Origin of the sequence: Salinivibrio sp. ML323 (genome assembly GCF_001995745.1) — a bacterium.
In the GTDB taxonomy this organism is placed as follows: domain Bacteria; phylum Pseudomonadota; class Gammaproteobacteria; order Enterobacterales; family Vibrionaceae; genus Salinivibrio; species Salinivibrio kushneri.
Map to the genome: position 1 here is coordinate 23,419 of NZ_MUES01000021.1, position 20,630 is coordinate 44,048.

The following is a 20,630-nucleotide window of genomic DNA, read 5'->3' on the forward strand; positions in this document are numbered from 1 at the left end:
CAATTAGGCGCGATGTTGTTTGATAAGATCGATAAAATGATCAAAAAGTGGCGCGGCATCATGCGGCCCCGGACTTGCCTCGGGGTGCCCTTGGAAGCTAAATGCGGGCTTATCAGTGCGATGAATACCTTGCAAACTTCCATCAAATAGAGACACATGGGTGGCTCTTAATGTGTCTGGCAGACTGTCTTTATCGGCGGCAAAGCCATGGTTCTGGCTGGTGATCATCACCACGCCACGGTCTAGGTCTTTCACCGGATGGTTAGCGCCATGGTGGCCAAATTTCATTTTCACTGTCTTCGCGCCGCTCGCCAGCGCCAATATCTGATGGCCCAAGCAAATACCAAAGACAGGCACGCCTGCTTCTAAAAACGCTTGTGTAGCCTCAATCGCGTAATCACATGGCGCAGGATCGCCGGGGCCATTGGATAAGAAGACACCATCGGGGTTCATCGCCAACACCTCATCAGCCGGTGTCGTCGCCGGCACTACAGTCAAGCGACAGCCTCGGTCAACCAACATGCGCAAGATATTGCGTTTGGCTCCAAAGTCATAGGCGACCACGTGATAGGGCAGCTCACCTTCTACGGCAGCCTCGGGCAAGCCTTGATGAAGCTGCCAAGAGCCTTGCGTCCAGCGGTAACTTTCTTTGGTGGTCACTTCTTTGGCGAGATCCATTCCCTTTAAGCCAGGAAAGTCCTGCGCCTTCGCCAGCGCCAATGCCTCATCTACACTATCGCCGGCCACAATACAGCCGTTCTGCGCGCCCTTTTCTCGCAATAATCGCGTGAGTTTGCGCGTATCAATATCGGCAATGCCGAGAATGTTGTGATGTTTGAGGTAATCAGAAAGGGACTGTTGATTGCGGAAGTTGCTGGCTAACAGGGGGAGATCACGAATGACGAGGCCTTGGGCGTGGACTTGGCTAGATTCTTCGTCTTCGGTGTTGGTGCCGGTGTTGCCAATGTGGGGATAGGTGAGTGTCACGATCTGACGGGAATAAGAGGGGTCGGTGAGTATTTCTTGATACCCCGTCATCGAGGTATTGAAAACCACTTCTCCCACCGCGGTGCCATCAGCGCCGATCGGGGTACCGTGGAACACTGTCCCATCTTCTAGGACTAAGAGCGCAGACTTGCTCAAGACAACCTCCAGTTATATAGAAATGCACTTTTTACGACTAACGTTGCATTCACGTATTCCATCTAAGATCAAAACCCGCGTCAAGCTGAATTTTGACAAATTGCGCGCATTCTAGGGACGAGGCGGCTAGCTGTCAATCAAAGCACAGTATTTTTCTTTATTTTATTAGTCACTCACTAACAAAGCGCCATCAAAGCACCATAAAAACAAACCTAAACCGCGATTTACGGACAAAAAACACCCAAATCGAGCACTGAGATTCTTTTATTGCTCGTGTTTTCTCTCTTTAAAATGAAATCAAACTCGCAAACGTTTACCTTGCATGACTAAATGCTGATGAAGGCGACTTTGTCACTTAAAGTTCACGGAAGGCGCATAAAGAATAAGAAATAAGGAAATGGAAAGAAAACAGGGCRAAGCAAACAAGAGGGGATAAAAAAACATCGCGCCGAAGCGCGATGAATAATTATTTAAGATTGAGGACATCTTGCATTGTGTATAAACCGCGTTGATGCTGATTGAGCCATACCGCGGCACGTACCGCCCCTTTAGCAAAGGTATTACGATTAGAGGCCTTGTGTGTGATTTCGACACGCTCGCCAATATCGGCAAACATCGCTGTGTGTTCGCCGACAATGTCCCCAGCTCGAATGGTCGCGAAGCCAATTTCGTCTTTACTCCGCTCGCCAGTAATCCCCTCACGGGCATAAACCGCCACGTCACTAAGCTGGTTCCCCATCGCCCCCGCGATCGCTTCACCCATACCGAGTGCGGTACCTGATGGTGCGTCCACTTTATGGCGATGGTGCGCTTCAACAATTTCAATGTCGCACTCGTCTCCCATCACTTTCGCCGCCTGCTCAAGCAACTTGAAGACAAGGTTCACACCCACACTGTAGTTGGGCGCCATCACCATCGCTGTCGAGGATGCCGCCTCTTCAATGGTTTTTTTTTGCGCCTCATCAAAGCCGGTGGTACCGATAACCAGTTGCTTACCGACCTCTTGGCACAGCGTTAAATTGGCCAAGGTTGCAGCGGGAGCGGTAAAATCAATCACCACGTCAAAGTCGTCACTGACTTTGCGCAAATCGTCCACCACATTCACGCCCAAGCGGCCGATCCCTGCCAGCTCGCCTGCATCGGTGCCGACTAAGCTAGATTCCGGCCTTTCGCTCGCCGCCCCTAACACGGCACCTGGATACTGTGAAACCGCTTGGATAAGGTTGCGCCCCATGCGCCCAGCCGCACCGGCTATGGCAATACGTACCATGATTTTCCCCTTTGTCACTTTGCCAGTTCACTGGCTCCTTCTCGGTAACCCACCACTCTAGCGCGTTCCTTGGCACTTGTATATTGGCGAAAAAAAGGGAAGCACTTGCTCCCCTCATCGTCTTGCTCATCACCCTAAGTGACTTCACGAATTTGTAGCTCTTTAGGCACTTCAAAAAACATGTTTTCTTCACGCCCAGCAAGGTTATCAACATGGGTCGCACCCAGCTGCTTGATACGCTCGATAATTTGATCCACTAGCTCTTCTGGTGCCGACGCACCGGCCGTGATCCCCACCGTATGCTTGCCTTCAAACCAAGCCGGATCAATATCTTCTGCCGTGTCAGTTAAATAACCTGGCGTTCCCAGCTTTTCGGATAACTCACGCAGACGGTTTGAGTTAGAGCTATTTTTTGAGCCGACAACCACCATCACGTCACAGCTTTGCGCTAAATCGCGCACCGCATCTTGGCGGTTCTGGGTGGCGTAACAAATGTCGTCTTTGCGTGGTCCTTGGATGTTAGGAAACACCTTACGCAGAGTATCAATCACATCCGCGGTTTCGTCGACCGACAGGGTGGTTTGACTGACATAATGCAGGTTATCCGGATCGCTCACCTCCAAGGTATACACATCCTCTGGGGTTTCGACCAAATACATCCCACCGGTTTCACTGGCGTATTGTCCCATGGTGCCTTCCACTTCAGGGTGGCCGGCATGGCCTATCAGTACCACTTCCATGTTCTTACGGCTGGCACGCGCGACTTCCATATGCACCTTGGTCACTAGCGGGCAGGTCGCATCAAACACGGTTAACTGACGCGACTTGGCCTCATTGCGCACGGCCTGAGACACGCCGTGGGCGGAGAAAATCACAATACTGTCATCAGGCACTTCGCTGATCTGCTCAACAAAAATCGCCCCACGCTGCTTTAAGCCTTCCACCACAAAACGGTTATGCACCACTTCATGACGGACATAAATGGGAGGCTGATAGATTTCTAGCGCGCGCTCAACAATACTGATGGCACGGTCAACCCCTGCGCAAAAACCACGGGGATTGGCAAGTAAGATCTTCATGTGTCCGCCTTTATTGCACACTTATAATTTCAACATAAAAAATGACGGTTTTCCCAGCCAGCGGGTGGTTAAAATCAACCGTGACGGAATCGCCCGTCACTGCCGTCACAATCCCCGGGATCTCCTGTCCTTGCGGCCCACTAAAGGCAATGATCGCCCCTTCTTCTGCAGGCGTTTCTCCACCAAAGTGACGGCGATCCATGTGATGGATGTTATCCGGGTTAGGTTGGCCGAATGCATCCTCTGGTGCCAAGGTGAAGCTGCTCGACTCCCCTTCTTTTAAGCCAAGAAGGCAAGTTTCAAAGTTTTCCGTCAAACTCCCGTCGCCCATTACCAGCTTCGCCGGTTTACCCGCATTGTGGGTGGTATCGGCGACCGAGCCATCTTCAAGTTTGATGGTAAAGTGCATAATGACTTCGCTAGACGCTGTGATTGCTGTCATGATTCATCCTTTTAGAACGTCGCGGTAACGGGGATAGATACGCATCACTCATGTTTGGTCGATGACTGGCCTTGACGAAAACTATCCAAAATAATCAACGCCGCGCCCACGCAAATCGCCGAATCGGCGAGATTAAACGCTGGCCAGTGCGACTGACCGAGATAGAAATCTAGAAAGTCAATCACATAGCCATGCACAAGACGATCAAACAGATTACCCAGGGCCCCGCCAATGATCATTGCATAAGCAATATTGATCATGCGTTTATCGGCCGGGGTATGCCGCATCCAATACGCCAATAACCCGCTCACCCCCAGTGCAATAACACTGAAAAGCCAACGTTGCCAGCCACCCGCATCACTTAAAAAACTGAACGCCGCGCCATGATTGTGCACGTACGTCAGGTTAAAGAAWGGCAATACTTCAATCCGATTCGCAAACCCGTATTCCATGGTTTGCATCACCAGCCACTTGCTGCCGATATCAAGTGCAAAGACCAGTGGCGCCAGCCAAAGCCAGCGCCATCCTGATTGTGAGAGGGAAAGAGTCTGCATCACACAAATTGGCGAGTTTCGCCTTCTCCTGCAATATTGGTCACGCATCGGCCACAGATCTCTTCATGACCTGCAATGGTGCCGACATCAGCAACGTGGTGCCAACAGCGCTCACACTTGGCCGCGCTTGATGCCGCCACTTCTACGGCCAATCCGTCGAGTTCCGTCTGCGTGGCAGACGCTGGCGCGTCACCGGCGACCACAGTTGCTTTCGAGGTCAGCAATACAAAGCGAAGCTCATCACCCATCAAGCGCAGCTTCTCGGCAAAATCAGCGGGAGCATAGAGGGTGACTTCCGCTTCTAATGAGCCACCAATGACTTTTTCATTCCGCGCTTGCTCAAGGGTTTTGTTCACTGCATCACGCACATCAAGCAGTTTCGCCCAGAAAGCCTGATTCAGCACAGCCTGCTGTTCTAGGTCAAACAAGCCGTCATACCAGACTTCGGTGAACACAAACGGGTTACGCTCACCCGGCATTTCATTCCAGATCTCATCGGCGGTAAATGACATAATCGGTGCCATCCAGCGTACCAGTGCTTCTACGATGTGGAACAGCGCCGTTTGACAACTGCGGTGCGCGTGGCTGCCTGCTTTGGCGGTGTACTGACGATCCTTGATGATATCGAGGTAGAACGAGCCCATCTCAATCGAGCAGAACTGCATTAAGCGCTGGGTTACTTGGTGGAAGTTACACGCATCATACGCGGCAGTGATCTCTTGTTGCGCTTCGAGGGCGCGGCTCACTGCCCAGCGATCGACCGCCACCAAATCGTCTGGTGCAACCAAGTCAGTTTTAGGATCAAAACCGTGTAGGTTAGCGAGCAAGAAGCGCGAGGTATTACGGATACGACGATAAGCATCAGCACTGCGCTTGAGAATTTCATCCGACACACTGATCTCACCCGTGTAATCGGTTGATGCCACCCACAAACGAAGAATGTCAGCGCCCAGCTTGTTCATCACATCTTGCGGCATGATGGTGTTACCCAGCGACTTCGACATTTTGCGACCGTTACCATCAACGGTGAAGCCATGCGTCAGTACGCGGTGGTAAGGCGCTTGGCCTTTAATTGCCACTGACGTCATCAGCGATGACTGGAACCAGCCGCGGTGTTGATCCGAGCCTTCCAAGTACATATCGGCTTCTTGACCGTTAAACTCATCACGCTGATTGACCACGGCATAGTGCGTCGCACCAGAATCAAACCACACATCTAGGGTATCCAAAACTTTCTCATACTGGTCAGCGTCATCGCCTAGCAGTTCGTTTAGATCGAGATCCCACCACGCTTGAATACCGGCTTTTTCTACACGCTGAGCCACCTTCTCAATCAGGTTGAGCGTATCCGGGTGTAGCTCGGAGGTTTCTTTATGCACGAACAGGGCAATGGGTACGCCCCAAGTGCGCTGGCGCGAAATACACCAGTCTGGACGCCCTTCTACCATCGACTCAATGCGGCTTTGTCCCCAGTCCGGGATCCACTCAACGTTCTTGATCTCTTGCAACGCTTTGTCACGCAGACCTGCTTTGTCCATGGCAATAAACCATTGCGGCGTCGCGCGGAAAATAATCGGTGTTTTGTGGCGCCAGCAATGCGGATAGCTGTGCTCATACGCGTGATGATGCAGCAACGCCCCGTGCGTTTTCAGCGCTTCAATCACATTATCGTTGGCTTTGAACACGTGTTGACCAGCAAACAGTGGCGTATCCGGCAGATAAACACCATTGCTGCCAACCGGGTTAGCGACTTCGAGATCGTATTTTTGTCCTACCACAAAGTCTTCTTGACCATGACCCGGCGCCGTGTGAACCACACCCGTACCAGACTCGGTGGTAACATGATCACCCAGGATCACTGGCACATCAAAATCGTAAAAAGGATGCTGCACACGTTGCAGCTCTAGCGCTTCACCTTTACAAAAACCAAGGTTGTGATAGTGCTCAATGCCCGCGCGATCCATCACATCTTTTGCCAGCTCTGCGGCAAGGATCAAGCGCTGTGGCTGGTCACCTTCGACTTGGACTAAGACATATTCCAAGTCCGCCGCGACCGCGACCGCACGGTTAGCCGGCAAGGTCCAAGGGGTGGTGGTCCAGATCACCGCTGACACTGGGCCTTCACCTTGGTGATCGCCTGCTAGGGTAAATACGTTAACCAATGCTTGCTCATCCACCGCGCGGAAAGTCACGTCAATCGACGGTGATGTCTTATCTTGGTACTCAACTTCGGCTTCCGCGAGCGCTGAGCCACAGTCTGTACACCAGTGCACAGGCTTGAAGCCTTTGTGTAGATGGCCATTACCGGCAATTTTACCCAATGCACGGATAATATTGGCTTCGGTATTAAAATCCATGGTCAGGTAAGGCTTATCCCACTCACCTAACACGCCAAGGCGTTTAAAGTCCGCTTTTTGGCCTTCCACTTGTTTGGCGGCATATTCACGGCACTTTTCACGGAACTCGGCGGTAGAAACTTTCTGACCTGGCTTGCCAACTTTTTTCTCTACCATCAACTCGATAGGCAGACCGTGGCAGTCCCAGCCAGGGACGTACGGTGCGTCATAGTCCGCCAGCGTTTTCGATTTAATAATAATGTCTTTGAGAATTTTATTAACAGAGTGACCAATATGAATGTTGCCGTTCGCGTACGGAGGACCGTCGTGCAAAATAAATGTTTTTTTGCCTTTCTTCGCTTGACGGATTGCACCGTAAAGATCTTCATCGTACCAACGCTTGAGCATATCAGGCTCACGCTTAGCAAGATTACCTCGCATCGGAAACGCGGTTTCCGGCAGGTTTAAGGTATCTTTGTAGTCACTCATTGATTATTGATTCCGTATGGAGGTTACACTCTAGACATTATTGGCATCAGCCAGCCACGCACGCGCGGCTGATGCATCTCGTTGAATTTGCATTTTTAACGCGTCTACTGACGCAAATTTGGTCTCGTCACGCAACTTATGTAACAAGCTCACTTCAAGCTGTTTGCCATATAAGTCGAGCGTGTGATCAAAAAGGTGTACTTCGAGTTGCTGGTGCGTGCCGTTGACCGTCGGGCGATGTCCTACATTTGCCACTCCAGGTAATGATTGCCCGTCGATGGCCACCGTTACCGCATAAACACCAGACACAGGTGAAACGCGACGTTTAAGCAACACATTCGCCGTAGGAAAACCAATCGTTCGCCCCAGCTTGCGCCCGTGGGCAACCCGGCCACAAATACTATAAGGACGCCCCAGCATATCGGCCGCAGCTTTCATTTCACCCGCGGAAAGCGCATCACGAATCGCGGTGCTACTCACGCGACGATCACTGACACAAAAGCTTTCAGTGCTGACAACCGCAAAGTCATGCTCTTGTCCGGCTTGCGCTAAACGGGAAAAATCGCCCGCTCGCTTCAGGCCAAAGCGAAAGTCGTCACCCACAACCAGAAACTTAACACCCAATTGATTGACCAACAAGCGGTCCACAAAGGCATCAGGACTCATGGCGGCGAAGGCCGGGGTAAAACTGACGCACAACAACCTATCGACGCCCAGTTTGGCAAGCTGGGTGTATTTATCCCGCAATCGCGATAATCGCGCAGGCGCTTGCTCACCAAGAAATAACTCGAGCGGTTGCGGCTCGAACAGCATCACAGTCGCAGGCAAGTCAAGGGCTCTGGCCTTCTCAACCACTTGACGCAAAACAGCCTGGTGACCTAGGTGGACACCATCGAAATTCCCGATGGTCAGTACACAGCCTCGGTGTTGCGCCCGGATGTTGTGGATGCCTCGAATTAATTCCATCGCCTGCTGACTATTTGAACTATTAAAACTGGCGGATTATATACTAGTCAGCGCCGGCAATCAGCCCTGGATTGATAATCCGCGCTTTCTATCATCCACGGTGTCGAATATCACTCAACCGCACACCGACCAACAAGGCGGTGATAAGATAAAGCGCACCGCCCCCCACAATAAGCCCGCCTAACGTTACGCTTCGCGATAGCAAGGACATAGACACCCATTGAGACAACGCAGGCATCACCAGGTACAACCCGCCGATCATCACGCTCACCGCCAACACGAGTTTGCTAATAAAGCCGAGGGTCGCCCGCGATAACTGATAAATACCTTGTCGGTGTAATCCTTGATAGAGCAGGCCGGCGTTAATCAACGCAGAAAGTGCGGTCGCCATGGCCAGCCCGACATAACTAAACAAGTAAGCAAAAATGGCGTTAAAAACCATGTTACTCACCATGGCAATGACCCCGTACTTAACAGGCGTTTTAGTATCTTGGCGGGCGTAGTAGCCAGGCGCAAGGACCTTAATCACCATAAAGTTGACCAAACCACACGCATAGGCCATCAAGGATAAACTCGCCGCCTCTACGTCGGGGACACCAAATTCACCCCGCATAAAGAGCACCATCAACATCGGTTTGGCCAGCACGATCAACCCTGCCATCGCTGGGATCCCAAGGAGCAACACCATACGCACCCCCCAGTCCATGGTGGCGGAAAATTGCTGAGGCGATTGATCCACATGCTTTTTCGATAACGCAGGGAGAATAACGGTGGCGATGGCGATGCCAAACAAACCGAGCGGAAACTCAAGCAAGCGATCAGAGTAATACAGCCAACTGATCGATCCTGTCATCAAGAAACTGGCGATAAAGGTATCGAATAATAGGTTAATTTGGCTCACCGAGACCCCGAAAAGCGCCGGAATCATTAGCTGACGTATTTTCACTACCCCAGGATGACGCCATCCCCATTTAGGTTTGACCAACATGCCTTCTTGAGCGAGAAAAGGCAGTTGAAATAAAAGCTGAACCGCCCCCCCAACAAAGACACCAATCGCCAGTCCAATTTCAGGTTGGGCAAGATGCGGGGAGAGCCCTATCGCCGCCGCGATAATCGCGATATTCAAAAAAACAGGGGTAAAGCTCGACACAGCAAACTTGTTTAGCGTGTTGAGTATTGCCCCGGATAAAGCCACAAAGGTAATAAACCACAAATAAGGGAAGGTAATTTTGAGCATCAAGCTGGCAAGCTCGAATTTAGCCCCATCAGGTCGCCCTTCTAACCAATCAACAAACCAACCGGTCCCAAATAACGCCGCTAACACTGGCGAGCCAACCACCCCGAGCAAGGTGACAAGGGTGACCAAGCCACCCAAGGTGCCCACCACATTCGCCACCAGCTCACGCGATTGTGCGCGCGTGTCATCTTCTTTGTCGAGCGCTTGATATTCGGTTAATACGGGCACAAACGCTTGTGAGAAGGCCCCTTCCGCGAACAAACGGCGCAGAAAATTCGGAATTTTGTTGGCGAAAAAGAACACATCGGCGGCCGCTCCTGCCCCCATCAAATTCGCGATCACCACATCACGAACCAACCCTAAAACACGGGACACCAAAGTCATGGTGCTCACGATGAGCCCAGAGCGTAAAAGTCGCTTACTCACGGTTACCTCTTGAAAACACGTGCCCAATGCGCGTCACTGTCGCGCCTTTATTGTTTCTTTCCGCTGTCGCGCCATCGCTGACATCGATAAGAAATGGAAATATAGGTGACGTCGGGGCTGAAATGCTGATAGAATCAGCCGCCATATTAACTGTGATAACCCCGCAGCGCCAACACATCGTTGGAGCGGCGGATCTTTGCACAAATGAATTGACAATAGAGGTAAAAAGAGGCATAGTCCTCCGCCTTGAAATGTCACCGAACAAAAAGATTTGGGAGTTAGACCCTTGGCGAATATCAAATCTGCTAAGAAGCGTGCGATCCAGTCTGAGAAGCGTCGCCAGCACAACGCAAGCCGTCGCTCTATGATGCGCACCTATATGAAGAAAACTGCTTCAGCTATCGCTGCAGGCGACAAAGAAGCAGCAACCGCTGCTTTTGCACAAGTTCAGCCTATTCTTGATCGTTCAGCCACCAAAGGCCTGATCCACAAGAACAAAGCCGCTCGTTACAAAGCAGCATTTGCAGCACAAATTAAAGCGCTGTAATCTTGCTCTTTGCAAAGAGATAAAAAAAACCGGCCTCGGCCGGTTTTTTTATGGCTTAAGGATTGGGTGAATCCACGGTTTCCTTACAATACAGATCATGTAGTAACTGGATAACCGCCTCGACTTCATCACTTTTTAGCGAGTAATACACGGTTTGCGCTTCTTTACGCGTGGCCACCAGGCCATCTTTACGAAGCCAAGCAAGGTGTTGAGACAGCGCCGACTGGCTTAGAGGCACGCGATCTACGAGCTGCCCCACCGACAACTCTCCTTGCAATAAATAACACAGAATGAATAGGCGTTTCTCGTTAGCCATGGCCTTGAGCAAGTTTACCGCCTTCGGCCCATTCTGCTGCATACGGGCTAAATCCATTCAACTTCCATCATTGATTAATACTCATTGCCGTGAGTCTAGCACGATCTTTATGTCAGCTTGTAACTAAACAAATAAGCGACTGTAATCTGCCTCACAAATCCGCTTGACCGCTGGGTGCTGGATCATCCGCTCAGCGAATATCACATAGTATTCTTCTTTAACCGCGCTCAGCTCAACAATTTGCACCGCCTGTCCCAACCGGGTCACTTCTTCAGCATACGTGGTGGGCGCAATGAATAGTGCCTGATGACTAATGCCAAAAGCTTTCATCAGTGCAGAGTCATCAAACTCACCCAGTATATTGGGTACTATCCCTTGTTGATCAAACCATTGGGTGAGTTTTCGCCCCATGGCGGTAGCTTTACTCGGCATCAATATCTTTTGCGTAGCCAGACGGATAGGTAACGGCACATCGGGGGGCTCAGCAGGATTAGAGGAATACAAACTCATGCTACTCTCACCAAGCTTGACGCTAAATAACCCGGCCTGTTGCGTGGAATCGACTGGGCAGTCGGACAGGATCATATCCAATTTATGCTGAGAGAGCTGTTSGAGTAGCATCTCGTGCGTCGATTCAAAACAACGTAGGTGGATGGCATTATCGTTCGGGATAGCATGAAGCAAGATTTGACTGATCAAACGCTTAGATAAGGCATCAGCCACCCCTACATCAAATAAGATGTTTTCTTGTTGGCTATAGTTAACAATATCCAGCATCTCATAACTCAAGCCAAACATACGGTCCGCATATTGAAAAACGAGCTGACCCAGTTCGGTGGGCTCAACATAACGGCCATTGCGTTTAGTCAGCTTGCCATTTAAGCGCTGTTCCAGCGCTCGGATTTGCCCTGTCACGGTTTGTGGTGTTAAACAAAGTTTGTCCGCCCCTTGGGTGATAGAACCTTGCTTGCAGACCATCCAAAAATAGTAAAGGTGGTTGTAGTTTAGGTGAGCCATGCTGATTGATAAAAAAACGCCAGACGAGCAGCTTACGCTGCCCCTCTGGCGCCTTCAAGTTCCATGCACGTTTTAGTCTTTCACATCATCTTTATCGAGCGGCTTTCTCACCCGCTCTCCGGCTCGATGCTCTAACGCTCGCTCTGAAAAGCTCGACCCATTGTCGACATTGTCTTTGTCGTTTAATGAGGCTGTCATTGCTTTTCCATCTGCCACGCCCGCTAGGTAGGCTTGGCACACGTCGCTGTTATCCTTTTCTCCGTGGCAGTACATCTCTTGGTTCGCCGCCATGGCAGCGCCAGAGACGGCAACCAGGCTAGTAATCAATGCTAGTGTCGCCTTCTTCATACTCGTCTCCTCGTTCATCAGCAAGCGCGCTGGCTGGCGGCAATGCAAAGTGCAAAACCGCATAACCAATCACCGCGGCCAAGGTTGATCCTATCAAGATCCCCAGACGAGAGAGTGTGACGAACTCGCCATTCACACCGACAAAGGCCAGTGACGAGATAAAAATAGACATGGTAAAACCAATACCACAAAGCACTGACACCGCGAAGATGTGGGTGAAATTCACACGTGCTGGTAATTTGGCAATGCCTAGTTTCACCGCTGCCCAGCTAAAGCTAAAGATACCCAAAGGCTTACCAATCAGCAGACCTAGAGCGATACCTAGCGGCAACATTTCAGTTAAGTTGGCCAAAGAGACGCCATCCAAAGACACCCCGGCATTGGCAAAGGCGAAGATAGGCAGGATCAAATACGACACATAAGGATGGAGGGCGTGCTCCATTTTTTTCAACGGTGATGGGTCATCATCCGTTTTCCCCTTAAGTGGGATAGCAAAACCAAGCACCACACCGGCAAGGGTCGCGTGAACACCTGACTGCAGAACACTGAACCACAGCAGCAAGCCGACCACCACATAGGCAGTGATACTGGTGACTTTGCGCATATTCATCGCCACCAAGACCAAGGTAGCCGCAAATGCGCCCGCTAAAGCAACCACAGACAAATCACTGCTGTAGAACAGTGCAATGATCACTATTACGCCAAGATCGTCAATAATCGCTAACGCGAGCAAGAAGACCTTTAACGCCAAAGGGACACGATTACCCAGCAATGCCAACACACCCAACGCAAAGGCAATATCGGTCGCGGCCGGGATCGCCCACCCCGATACCGCGAGTGGATCGCCCCAGTTAAAGGCGAGGTAGACCAATGCGGGTGCAAGCATCCCCCCAATGGCGGCGACCGCCGGGAAGGTCGCTTTATCTTTCGAGTTTAAGGCACCTTGCACCAACTCACGCTTCACTTCCAAACCAATCAGCAGGAAAAAAATCACCATTAAGCCATCGTTGATCCAATGACCAACCGATAAACCGGCTATATAGGTATGAAGGGTGCCGTCATATAAGGGCTGTAGATCCGAGTTCGCTACGAACATCGCCAATACCGCCGCAATAATCAGCACAATACCTCCTGCGGATTCCATTTTCAGAAACTGACGAATGACATCAGTCATTTAAGCACTCCATACAAAAAAAGTGGATTTCCGTAGTCTAGTCAGCCAGACCACTTTTAGAAAAATCGTTTGTTCTGATAGTAAACATCGGGAAAACCGATATGAAAACTAACTTACCATTGATTTATTCGCAGTCTAATCTTTTTTTACCTTGTTACCCGCCCTGCTTCTAGCATAGTGCCATCGAGCGCGCGCCTGTTACATTTTTTACGCGGATTTTTTTACGGCACCGAACGGGCACAAATAATACTTAAAATCAGCAAGCTAACTGACGCGAATTCCACTGATAACCTCGTCCAGATCGGATTTTCAAACCACTGCAGTATTTGTGTCATATTTCTGAAATATTACCTTCTTACTATCGCCGCAGATTTTTGCTTTGACACTAAACTGACATCGAACTGTCACGGAGATATCTTATGACTCCCCATGCTACAGCGGTAGAGGCAACCCAGAGCTCCTCAAATTGGTTCCGTTGGACCAAGCTTGCCGTCATGCTTTACCTCCTACTGGTGGCCGTTGCCATGGTAGGAAGCGGCTTTAAATGGGCCGTCGGCGACGAAGCTAAGACGCTCTTTGCGTTTGCCTCTCATCCCGTAGCTAGCTTAATGATTGGTATTGTTGCTACCGCATTGATCCAATCGTCAAGTACAGTCACCTCAATTATAGTGGGCTTAGTCGCGGGTGGCCTCCCCGTTGAAGCGGCCATTCCGATGGTCATGGGGGCGAACGTAGGCACCTCGGTGACCAACACTATCGTCAGCCTTGGTCATGCCCGCTGTAAGGTGGAGTTCAGTCGCGCATTTAGCTGCGCCACCGTTCATGATTTCTTCAACCTGTTCGCCGTTGCTATCTTCCTGCCATTAGAGATGGCGTTCGGTTTGCTGAACAAGATTTCCGAGTGGTTGGTTTCACCGCTGACGCAAGCCAGTGACATGAGCATTAAAGGGTTGAACTTTGTTAAGCCGCTGACAAAACCCGTGGTTAACGCGGTGCAATCACCGCTTGAAGCCGCCCTGCCTGGTAACATTGGTGGCGCTATCATGATTGTCATGGGGATTGCTGCCATCGTGATTGCGATTACCATCATGGGCAAAGTGATGAAAAAGCTGATGGTCGGTCGTGCCAAAGACATGCTGAAAAACGCGATTGGTCGTGGTCCACTGCACGGTATTTTCTCAGGCTCTGTGGTCACTGTTTTGGTGCAGTCTTCATCGACAACCACCAGTTTAATGGTGCCGCTGGTCGGCTCAGGGGTGCTGAAAGTCCGTGACATCTACCCCTTCACCTTAGGGGCCAACATTGGGACTTGTATTACTGCCCTACTCGCCGCCACGGCGGTTACCGGTGAGTTCGCGGTCTTTGCCCTCCAAATCGCGTTAGTGCACTTAAGCTTCAACATCTTGGCGACGGCACTTATCTTCGGTATTCCGTTCTTGCGTGAATTGCCGCTCAAAGGGGCCGACTGGTTAGGCCAATTAGCAGCCAAATCAAAAGCGGCGGTACTGGCTTACATCGGCCTCGTCTTTGTGATTGTGCCAGGAAGCATTGTGCTGTTGTCACAGTGATGGGTTGACCTCCCGCCCAAGCACAAACAAACCACCGCCCGTGCGGTGGTTTTTTATTGGAGATAAAACGTTAGGTCGCGATATAGCRCGTGAATCCGATACGACGTGGCTAAATGGCGATCGGTGCTTTAATCGTTGGGTGCGGCTCGTACCCTTCAATCTCAAAATCATCAATTTGATAATCGAAAATAGACGCCGGTTTACGCTTGATCACCAAGCGAGGCAGCGCACGTGGTTCACGTTTAAGTTGCTCGTAAACAATCTCGTCGGTTAAATGGTTGTGATAAAGATGCACGTCACCAAAGGTATGGACAAAATCACCCACCGCTAAATCGCATTGTTGCGCAATCATGTGAGTGAAAAGCGCATAGCTGGCAATGTTAAACGGCACTCCCAAGAAGTAATCGGCGCTGCGCTGATATAACTGGCAGGAAAGCTTGCCATCGGCCACATAGAACTGGAACAAACAATGACAAGGCGCTAAGGCCATCTTGCCTTGTTCGGCGTTCTCTGTTGGGCTTATCGACTCATCAGGCAAGTCAGCAGGGTTCCAAGCGGTAATGATATGACGACGTRAATTAGGTTTCGTTTTAATTTGCTCGATCAGTTGTTCGATTTGATCCACGGTCGAGCCATCAGGACACGCCCAAGACCGCCACTGCGCACCATACACAGGCCCCAGATCACCGCTTTCGGTTGCCCACTCATCCCAGATACGCACTTTATTATCTTGCAAATACTGCACGTTAGTATCGCCGTTAAGAAACCATAAAAGCTCGTGGATAATGGCGCGCGTGTAGAGTTTCTTGGTAGTCAGTAGCGGAAAACCAGCAGCAAGATCAAAGCGCAACTGTCGACCAAACACAGATCGTGTTCCCACGCCGGTGCGGTCCCCTCTATCCGTCCCGTTATCGAGAATATCCTGCATCAAAGCCTGATACTGCTTCATAGTGTTTCCTATCATTGGCCAAACGAACAAAAGGCACCGCTGAGGTGCCTTGGTGGTTTACTTACTATAACCGATTCGCGTTATTCGGTCACTTGGCGGTTTGACGCTGGTACGCCCATCCGATCATCACAGCCCCCGCTATAATCATAGGTAATGACAACAGTTGCCCCATACTGAGAATGCCGGCAAATAAGCCTAGGTGCGCATCAGGCTCACGGAAATACTCCACAATAAAGCGGAACGTCCCGTAGCCTGTCAAGAAAAGCCCTGATACTGCGCCCATCGGGCGCGGCTTTTTGATATAAAGGTTGAGAATGATAAACAGGGCGACACCTTCTAGCGCAAACTCATAAAGCTGTGAGGGATGCCGCGGCCAAGGGCCACCACTTGGGAATACCATCGCCCATGGGACATCGGTCACCCGTCCCCAAAGTTCACCATTGATAAAATTCCCTAGGCGACCTGCGCCCAGTCCAAACGGCACCAAGGGAGCGATAAAATCGGCGACGGTAAAAAAGTGACGCTGCGTTTTACGCGCGTACCACGCCATAGCGGTGATTACACCCAGCAAGCCCCCGTGGAAGGACATGCCACCTGTCCACACTTTGAATAAAAACAGCGGATCAGCAACAAATGCATCAAATTGATAAAATAGGACGTAGCCAATGCGTCCCCCGAGCACGACCCCCAAAAAGCCAGCAAAAAGCAGATCACTGACCTCTTCTTTACTCCAACCGCTATTCGGTTTGGCCGCCCGATGATTCGCAAGCCATAAGGCGAACACAAAGCCAAGCAAATACATTAAGCCGTACCAGCGCACGGCTAACGGACCCAGTTCAACTAAGATGGGGTCGATTGATGGAAAGATGATGTAGCCTTCGGCCATGAATGGGATCCTTTATTTCAACAACATGCTGACGCCGACGATAACAAGAAAGACGGCAAAAATACGTTTTATTTGTGCTGTGGGTAGCCTCACCGCCAGTTGAGCACCGACCCGTGTCATCCACACCGACGTTGACACGACGCCAAGTAACGCAGGCAAATACAAATATCCGACACTGAGCGCGGGCAAGGGTTCCGTTTGACGCCAGCCCAACCACACAAAACTCATCATGCCACCCAGCGCCAACACCGCGCCCCCCGCCGAGGCACTGCCGATGGCTTGGTGCATACTGACGCCGCGCCAATGCAGGTATGGGACAGTAAAAGAGCCGCCCCCAATGCCCGCTAAGCTGGAGAGTGTCCCGATCAGTGTGCCCGCAAAGGACAACCGCCACCAATGCGGTAAAGGGCGCGCGCGATAGGGACGCCGATTGAGCAACATTTGTAGCGCCATGGCAAGCACTATCACGCCAAACAGGCGAGGCAACCAGTCGTGTGGTAGCCGATCCGCCAGCCCAGCCCCCAAGATGCCGCCCAGCATCATACCAGGGACGAGCGCTTTAACCGCTTCAAGGTGAACATTCCCCAGACGAAAATGGCGCCACGCAGAGGCGCTTGAGGTCAGTACAATGGTGGCAAGTGAGGTGGCGAGCGCGATAGGCATCACCACAGTAGGGGCAATACCGAACACGGGAAGCAAGAAGGTCAGGGCGGGCACCACGACTAAGCCCCCACCAATACCCAGCAGGCCAGATAAGGTCCCCACACAGGCCCCCAACAGCATACACACCACAAACAGCAGCACGGTTAGGCTGGTGATCATCGCATTTGTCCGATTTTGACCAACGCCTCTAACCCTTGCGCAGCGAGAAAGGCCTCAGTAGCGGCGCGGATTTCGCTTGGGTGATCCAGCGTCAACATCTGATTGGCCTGCATGACCAAGCGCTCATGGGGTAAGCGGCTTAGCAAGTATTTAATTTTGGCCACATTGCGGGTGTTCATACTCAGTTGGTGGTACCCCAAGCCCACCAATAGTGAGGCCCCCACTGGATCGCCGGCTAGCTCACCACACACACTGACAGGTAATTGATGACGCGTTCCCACCGCGGCAATCGACGCTAATGCGTGTAATACCGAGGGATGCAAGGCATCAAAAATATCAGCCACGCGCGCATTGTTGCGATCAACGGCAAGGAGATATTGAGTGAGATCATTGGTGCCAACCGAGAGAAAATCCACATCTCGGGCAATGCTATCAAGCTGATATAAAATAGAAGGCACCTCAACCATGATCCCTAATAAAGGAATGTTGAGACTCTGCCCGGCGTGCTGGGCCTCTTGGCTGACCTCTTGATAAGCTCGGCTAATGAGCGCTTTTGCCTCCAGTAGCTCGTTACGTCCCGAGATCATGGGTAACAATAGCTTTAAATTATTGAGGCCGATACTGGCACGTAACATCGCACGTACCTGAATTAAAAAGATATCTGGATGATCGAGGGTAAAGCGGATCCCCCGCCAGCCTAAAAACGGATTGTCCTCTTCAACACTTAAATACGGTAATGGTTTATCGCCGCCAATATCCAAGGTGCGCATCACCACAGGTTTATCGGGATAACTGGCAAGAATCGCACGGTATTGTTTGACCTGCTCGTCTTCAGAGGGAAAACGGCGCTGCATTAGAAACGGGACTTCCGTACGAAAGAGCCCAACCCCATCAACCCCTTGATTGATCGCAATTTGGCTATCCGCGCTTAAGCCGGCATTCAAATGCACTTCAACACGTGTGCCATCCTGAGTTTGTCCCGGGGCCGCCAGTGCGGTCTCAAAGGTAGATTGCAGGCTCGCTTCTTCTTGCACCAGGTGCTGATATTCGTTGATCAATGCCTCAGCGGGCTCGATCATCAACATCCCTTTGTGGCCATCGAGGATCACGGTTTTTTGATGAAGCTTGGCGGGAGAAAAGCTGACGCCCATTACCGCCGGGATCCCCAACGCACGTGCCAAGATAGCCGCGTGTGAGTTCGCCGCCCCTTCTTCGGCGACCACACCCGTCAGTAATGCGCGGGGAATTGACGCTAACATGCCCGCCGTTAACTCTCGCGCCAACAGCACAATGGGCGTCGATACCGGTGGTGGACTCCCCGCCGGTGCGATTAAAAAGTAAAGCAGCCGCTGTCCTAACTCTTTCACATCGCCGGCACGGGCTTTTAGGTAAGGATCATCCATCGCGGCGAAACGGGCAGAAAAGGCTTCAACCGTTTGTCTTACCGCCCATGTGGCGGCATCCCCCTGCTGGATCCGCACCGTCATATCTTCACGCAGCATAGGATCGTTAAGCAGATGAACAAACAAATCAAAAATCGCCAGCGCGTCTTTTTGTAGCTCTTTATCAAAGCGTTTACGCAGACGACGAAACTCGGTACTGGCATCGTCAATCGCCGCATCCAGTCTATCGAGTTCAACTTGTGTATCTAGGTGGCAAGCGGGCGCCACCTCTTCAAGCCGCGGTTGAGAGTCATCACACCAAGCTTGTGCGATGCCAATGCCCGGCGACGCAGGCATTCCCTCCAGTAACACCGGTGACGGGGCTCCCTGCCAGCCACCTTGCGCATCGGCATGGGCAAACACCACCGCCAGCTGTGCGGCTAAGGTCACGAGAAAGGACTCTTCGCTCTCATCAAACTGGCGGGGTTGGTGTTGCTGCACCACCAGCACACCCAACACCTTTTTGCGATAAATGATGGGCGTGCCAAGAAAGGATTGAAACGCATCCTCGCCGGTAGAGGGGAAAGGTTTGAACGCAGGATGCTCACGCGCATACGCCAAATTTAAAGGCTCAGCGCGCTCACCTACCACACCGACCAACCCCTCGCCAAATGCCATCGACACTTGTGCACAAGGGTCGAGGCCTTGTGTTGCCATCAGCTCGAACTGTTGGTGTTCGGCATTGGCAAGATAAACGGAGCAGCACTCGGTACGCATCGCCACGCAAGTTTGTTGCACTAAAGTGTGTAACGCCTGCTCAAGATCTGAAGACGCCGCTACACTTTGCACAATATGTCGTAACTGCGTGAGCACCCGATTTCTCCTCTACACTTATCCTCGCTTATGTCGACGTCGAGGTTTGCGTTCTTTAAACGGCATCGCAAGTGGCGCAAACTCTTTCATCGCGCGCCGATACACCTCGCGCTTAAACGCCACCACTTGCCGCACTGGATACCAATAACTCACCCAGCGCCAACCATCAAATTCAGGCGTGCCTCCGCGCGAGACATTGACGCGTGACTCGTCACATTCAAGTTTTAGCAAAAACCACTTCTGCTTTTGCCCAATACACACGGGCTTAGAATCCCAGCGCACCAAGCGTTTGGGTAACTTATAGCGCAGCCAATGTCGACTGGTCCCTAAGATGCGTACATCTTTCTTGGTCAGACCTACCTCTTCGTACAACTCCCGGTACATCGCTTGTTCAGGGCTTTCCCCTTCATCGATGCCACCTTGTGGAAACTGCCACGAATGCTGACCATATCGACGAGCCCAGAGAACTTGACCGTGGCCGTTACAAATTACTATCCCCACATTGGGACGATAGCCATCGCCATCAATCACTGGACGACCTCAATGGTAAATCTCTACTGAACCTGATTTTTTCACAAAAAGCGGTAAAGGGTAAACAAACATTGTGGATTGAGCGTTGTTTTTGCGCACTCGTCGTCATCTGAGGATAACTTAACCCCTAACAGGAAGTTATAAACATAGCAATGAGAGTTTGCGCACATTTATTCACGCTTTCTGTGGATAGATTTGTGAAGAAGCCAAGAAAAAGTGTACTTATCGAACGATTCAGGATCTTGCAATGGTGTTTAAAATAACCAAATCAAGAT

The 20,630-nt window shown here is 51.2% G+C and carries 19 protein-coding genes; 2 read left to right on the forward strand and 17 right to left on the reverse strand.

Going from position 1 to position 20,630, the window contains the following annotated elements; all coding sequences use genetic code 11:
• Positions 1-3 precede the first annotated feature (3 nt).
• The 8 genes from carA to murJ all read right to left on the reverse strand — a co-directional run bounded on the left by carA (position 4) and on the right by murJ (position 9,942).
• Positions 4-1,143: a glutamine-hydrolyzing carbamoyl-phosphate synthase small subunit gene (gene carA, locus BZG13_RS11480; RefSeq protein WP_069362127.1), complete on the reverse strand. Its 1,140-nt coding sequence runs from the start codon at positions 1,141-1,143 to the stop codon at positions 4-6.
• 466 nt (positions 1,144-1,609) lie between these two features.
• Positions 1,610-2,413, reverse strand: a complete 804-nt coding sequence (gene dapB, locus BZG13_RS11485) for a 4-hydroxy-tetrahydrodipicolinate reductase (protein WP_077486716.1) — start codon at positions 2,411-2,413, stop codon at positions 1,610-1,612.
• A gap of 134 nt (positions 2,414-2,547) precedes the next feature.
• Positions 2,548-3,492: a 4-hydroxy-3-methylbut-2-enyl diphosphate reductase gene (gene ispH, locus BZG13_RS11490; protein WP_077458694.1), complete on the reverse strand. Its 945-nt coding sequence runs from the start codon at positions 3,490-3,492 to the stop codon at positions 2,548-2,550.
• Positions 3,493-3,502: 10 nt separating this feature from the next.
• On the reverse strand, positions 3,503-3,934 hold the full coding sequence (gene fkpB, locus BZG13_RS11495; RefSeq protein ID WP_077486717.1) for an FKBP-type peptidyl-prolyl cis-trans isomerase: 432 nt from the start codon (positions 3,932-3,934) through the stop codon (positions 3,503-3,505).
• A gap of 44 nt (positions 3,935-3,978) precedes the next feature.
• Entirely contained in the window at positions 3,979-4,488 is a 510-nt protein-coding gene (gene lspA / locus BZG13_RS11500; protein WP_069362123.1) for a signal peptidase II, read from the reverse strand.
• Complete coding sequence (gene ileS, locus BZG13_RS11505; protein WP_077486718.1) at positions 4,488-7,313, reverse strand: isoleucine--tRNA ligase; 2,826 nt, start codon at positions 7,311-7,313, stop codon at positions 4,488-4,490. Before ileS ends, lspA begins: the two co-directional genes overlap by 1 nt.
• 30 nt (positions 7,314-7,343) lie before the next feature.
• Positions 7,344-8,279 carry a bifunctional riboflavin kinase/FAD synthetase gene (gene ribF / locus BZG13_RS11510; protein WP_069362121.1) on the reverse strand — a complete coding sequence of 312 codons (936 nt, stop codon included), beginning with the start codon at positions 8,277-8,279 and terminating at the stop codon, positions 7,344-7,346.
• Between the two features lie 91 nt (positions 8,280-8,370).
• Entirely contained in the window at positions 8,371-9,942 is a 1,572-nt protein-coding gene (gene murJ / locus BZG13_RS11515; RefSeq protein WP_077486719.1) for a murein biosynthesis integral membrane protein MurJ, read from the reverse strand.
• 286 nt (positions 9,943-10,228) lie between these two features.
• Here murJ and rpsT point away from each other — a divergent pair, with 286 nt between their 5' ends.
• Positions 10,229-10,489, forward strand: a complete 261-nt coding sequence (gene rpsT, locus BZG13_RS11520) for a 30S ribosomal protein S20 (RefSeq protein WP_046075100.1) — start codon at positions 10,229-10,231, stop codon at positions 10,487-10,489.
• Positions 10,490-10,544: 55 nt separating this feature from the next.
• Here rpsT and BZG13_RS11525 read toward each other — a convergent pair whose 3' ends face one another.
• The 4 genes from BZG13_RS11525 to nhaA form a co-directional block, all read right to left on the reverse strand.
• Positions 10,545-10,862: an ArsR/SmtB family transcription factor gene (locus tag BZG13_RS11525; protein ID WP_069362119.1), complete on the reverse strand. Its 318-nt coding sequence runs from the start codon at positions 10,860-10,862 to the stop codon at positions 10,545-10,547.
• Positions 10,863-10,928: 66 nt separating this feature from the next.
• A complete protein-coding gene (gene nhaR, locus BZG13_RS11530) occupies positions 10,929-11,822 on the reverse strand; it encodes a transcriptional activator NhaR (protein WP_077486720.1) in 894 nt (297 codons plus the stop codon).
• A 72-nt stretch (positions 11,823-11,894) separates the two neighbouring features.
• The gene (locus BZG13_RS11535) at positions 11,895-12,170 is read right to left on the reverse strand and encodes a hypothetical protein (protein ID WP_077486721.1); all 276 of its coding nucleotides are present in this window, start codon (positions 12,168-12,170) and stop codon (positions 11,895-11,897) included.
• A complete protein-coding gene (nhaA, locus tag BZG13_RS11540) occupies positions 12,139-13,344 on the reverse strand; it encodes a Na+/H+ antiporter NhaA (RefSeq protein WP_077486722.1) in 1,206 nt (401 codons plus the stop codon). The genes BZG13_RS11535 and nhaA overlap by 32 nt, the downstream gene beginning before the upstream one ends.
• 419 nt (positions 13,345-13,763) lie before the next feature.
• Between nhaA and BZG13_RS11545 the strand changes: the two genes are divergently transcribed.
• Positions 13,764-14,912 (forward strand): Na/Pi symporter, encoded by a 1,149-nt coding sequence (locus tag BZG13_RS11545; RefSeq protein ID WP_077486723.1) that lies wholly within the window; start codon positions 13,764-13,766, stop codon positions 14,910-14,912.
• A gap of 109 nt (positions 14,913-15,021) precedes the next feature.
• Here the strand turns inward: BZG13_RS11545 and BZG13_RS11550 are convergent, their stop codons facing one another.
• From BZG13_RS11550 to rppH, 5 genes are all read right to left on the reverse strand, one after another.
• Complete coding sequence (locus BZG13_RS11550) at positions 15,022-15,861, reverse strand: thymidylate synthase (protein ID WP_077486724.1); 840 nt, start codon at positions 15,859-15,861, stop codon at positions 15,022-15,024.
• An 88-nt stretch (positions 15,862-15,949) separates the two neighbouring features.
• Positions 15,950-16,747, reverse strand: a complete 798-nt coding sequence (lgt, locus tag BZG13_RS11555) for a prolipoprotein diacylglyceryl transferase (RefSeq protein WP_077486725.1) — start codon at positions 16,745-16,747, stop codon at positions 15,950-15,952.
• Positions 16,748-16,759: 12 nt separating this feature from the next.
• Positions 16,760-17,566, reverse strand: a complete 807-nt coding sequence (locus BZG13_RS11560; RefSeq protein WP_106407235.1) for a sulfite exporter TauE/SafE family protein — start codon at positions 17,564-17,566, stop codon at positions 16,760-16,762.
• On the reverse strand, positions 17,566-19,824 hold the full coding sequence (gene ptsP, locus BZG13_RS11565; protein WP_077486727.1) for a phosphoenolpyruvate--protein phosphotransferase: 2,259 nt from the start codon (positions 19,822-19,824) through the stop codon (positions 17,566-17,568). The genes BZG13_RS11560 and ptsP overlap by 1 nt, the downstream gene beginning before the upstream one ends.
• A gap of 18 nt (positions 19,825-19,842) precedes the next feature.
• The gene (gene rppH, locus BZG13_RS11570) at positions 19,843-20,355 is read right to left on the reverse strand and encodes an RNA pyrophosphohydrolase (RefSeq protein ID WP_046075090.1); all 513 of its coding nucleotides are present in this window, start codon (positions 20,353-20,355) and stop codon (positions 19,843-19,845) included.
• Positions 20,356-20,630 lie beyond the last annotated feature (275 nt).